Genomic DNA, 2,607 nt, shown 5'->3' on the forward strand with positions numbered 1-2,607 from the left:
AACCAGAACACCGCCGCCTCACAGCAACCCCACGCAAAAAAACGTCACTCACGACAACTACCTACAAACCTGGCGCACACCCACGCTCAAGGACCGCCGTCGGGCGAAACCGGAGAGATCTGCAAACAGCTATCGAGTTCAAGCGATGTGACCGCGCTGTTTTGCTGCTTGGTGAGCCTGAGAAGTCGCAAGTGAGGCTGGAGGGTGGACCCTTTCGAAAGCGCATGTCGGGCCACACCGAAAGAACCAAGGACACGCCCAAGCTAGATACCGTGTCCTGTGTTCACGGTCAGACACCCATCTGGACGTTGAGAATGATGGTTGCCGGTGACACCTTGGACGATTCAGCATCCTGTCCAATGTAAATCGTGGACCAGCGCCGTCTAGGCTACCCCGACACCGGGTGTCGGGGTAGCCTAGGTGTCCAGACGGGGGCACGGCTCAGTCCCTTGTTACGGACCTACAGTGACCCTGCGAGGACTGGTATCGTGGACCGGACAGGAGCTGGCATTTCACCCGGGTCCTCCGGGGCCTTGCCCGGGATCGCGGAACTAGCTTGGCGGGAGCTGACGTGGGCAATTACCGCGGACCTACCGCAGTCCGTGCATACCGTTTGGCCTAGACCCGTGGGATCTGGGCAGTGCAGCTGGTCGCGAAAGAAATAGTCCCGCTCGTGCCCGTGACCGTCTTCAACGTGCTGGACGTCGTAGTCAACGTCCCAGACATGGTCACAGCCAGTGCAAGTGAAAATAAACCGGTCGAACGAAGTTTCCCTGAGAATCATGACGATCTCCTTTTGGTGTGCTGAGTTATTTAGGGTGCAAAGGAACGGTGGCCAGCGAAGAACCCGAGCGCGTAGTCGGGGGTCTCGAACTTCACAGTTGTTCCTTTGGGGAAGAACAGCACATCGCGTTCCTTAGCATGTGTCACGTCTCCTGTCGTCTGGTCGGTGAGAATGAATTCACCTTGGACGACGACCTTCATTTCGTCGTAGGTGTACGTGTAGACCAAAGGGTCGGAGGCTTTCAGCTCGAAGAATCCTGCACTCATGACTGACCCCTTGGGGTTGGAGAGGGAGTCGCCGATGGCGGCATCGCAGCCGGGCTCGTTCATCGACGGCAGTCCGAGGTAACCGCCCTCTACCTTGTGAATGGATCCTGCCTTGCTCAGTGTTCCTATGAGGGTTTCCATGTCTCTCCTATGAATAGAGTTGCGAAAGAGTTGCCAGAAATGTTCATTGTTGGTGCATATGGGACTGCGCGGAAGATCCCGTCAGAAGTCGGACGGGGCCCCGGAATTACGCCCTGCAATCCCGGCATCCCCTAACTTGTAGGGGGCCAGCCGGGCGGCGCCTTGAGCCCTGTTGGAGTGATGTGGATCACGCGCGTTTGTTCCATGTGCAAAGCTACGCCTCTGAATTCATATAGTCGAGACTTTTAAAGAATAAAAGTTTGCGTCCGTCAATTAGTCCCCTCGCTCACAAGGCAAGTCGGTCCCAATGGAGGGGGGTGCAGAGTTGTGCCCGAGGGCTCGGTGGCCAGGCGTTGACACGCAGTGTTCTGGTACTCAGAAACAGAGTCAACACTCACCCGAAAAATAGGAGATGGTCCTTTTTCTAATGACTGCAGCATGCGCCAGAGTCACGATGTAGCCGTGGCCACAGGGTCCGTTGATGACGCTACCGCAGCGTCCGGTGGGGCTCTCTGGGGGTGATAGTTGACGCCGGATCCGTCCTGGCAGCAGTTTCTTCGGTGAGGAGGTGCCAAGCCGCCGTGAGGAATGCGTTTTCTATAGCGACTGTGACTTTAGTCTTGCGCGGTGGGACATGATGCGCCTATATTCAACTTTCAGGTAGGTGTTTTACCGTAGGGCACGGCCAGAGTTGCGACACTGAGGGCGGTCGAGAGGTAGCTGTTGCCGCCCTTAGCTCATGAGTGGCCTCGGTGATCCGGAAGGTGCGCCTGCCGAGGTCCTTTCCGGCTCCCCGCGATTGCTGATGGAGTCAGCGACGCATTCGCGTTTGATCTCGTGGGGACGCGCCAATTTTCGCGGATGTCGCTTGCAAGGGGGATGGGACCACTGCTTTGCCGCCGTGCGGTACGATCAAGAGTTCTTGATTCGGGAGGTCATGGCCCTTGATCGTCCCTAAAGGGCTATGGAGTTCACCGCAGTCGGTAGATTGAAAATGGCTTCTCCTGACCCTGATTTATACTCTTCCGCAATGCGTCCTCTTAGGTACTCCATCAACGTCACGCTCGATGGCTGCGTCGATCATCGAGAGATCCTTGCAGATCAGGATGGGCGCCGGTATTGGGCCGAGAAGCTCGCCCAAACCGATGCCCTGCTGCTGGGCCTGGTCAACTATCAGATGATAGAGGACGCGTGGCGGTCGCGCGCATCGGAGACAATGGCTGACTGGACCCAGCCCTTGCGCGCACGATTGATGCTGTAAAGAAGTACGTCGTATCGAGCACATTGAACGGGGTCGATTGGAACGCGGAGCCTGTGCGTGGAGACCCTGGAGGGACTGTGCAACAGCCCAAGGAAGTCCCGGGGAACGGATTGCTCGTGGGCAGGTTGATGCTTCCCACGGCGTTGGCGGAACCC

General features: G+C 57.4%; 3 protein-coding genes. 2 read left to right on the forward strand and 1 reads right to left on the reverse strand.

Features of this window, described 5'->3' with window-relative positions; all coding sequences use genetic code 11:
* Positions 1–195, forward strand: a 195-nt coding sequence (locus QMG25_RS20210; RefSeq protein ID WP_283462909.1) for a hypothetical protein, incomplete at its 5' end; no start/stop codon positions are given.
* A gap of 618 nt (positions 196–813) precedes the next feature.
* Here QMG25_RS20210 and QMG25_RS20215 read toward each other — a convergent pair.
* Positions 814–1,191 carry a cupin domain-containing protein gene (locus QMG25_RS20215; RefSeq protein ID WP_283462911.1) on the reverse strand — a complete coding sequence of 126 codons (378 nt, stop codon included), beginning with the start codon at positions 1,189–1,191 and terminating at the stop codon, positions 814–816.
* A gap of 1,030 nt (positions 1,192–2,221) precedes the next feature.
* Here QMG25_RS20215 and QMG25_RS20220 point away from each other — a divergent pair.
* Positions 2,222–2,452, forward strand: a complete 231-nt coding sequence (locus tag QMG25_RS20220; RefSeq protein ID WP_283462912.1) for a dihydrofolate reductase family protein — start codon at positions 2,222–2,224, stop codon at positions 2,450–2,452.
* Positions 2,453–2,607: the final 155 nt, after the last annotated feature.

It is taken from the genome of Arthrobacter sp. H35-D1 (assembly GCF_030063185.1).
Taxonomy (GTDB): Bacteria; Actinomycetota; Actinomycetes; order Actinomycetales; family Micrococcaceae; genus Specibacter.

Excerpts from the sequence above, each read along its gene's own strand:
- QMG25_RS20220 (WP_283462912.1), top strand. The coding sequence starts at position 2,222 with ATGCGTCCTCTTAGGTACTCCATCAACGTCACGCTCGATGGCTGCGTC.
- QMG25_RS20215 (WP_283462911.1), bottom strand. The coding sequence starts at position 1,191 with ATGGAAACCCTCATAGGAACACTGAGCAAGGCAGGATCCATTCACAAG.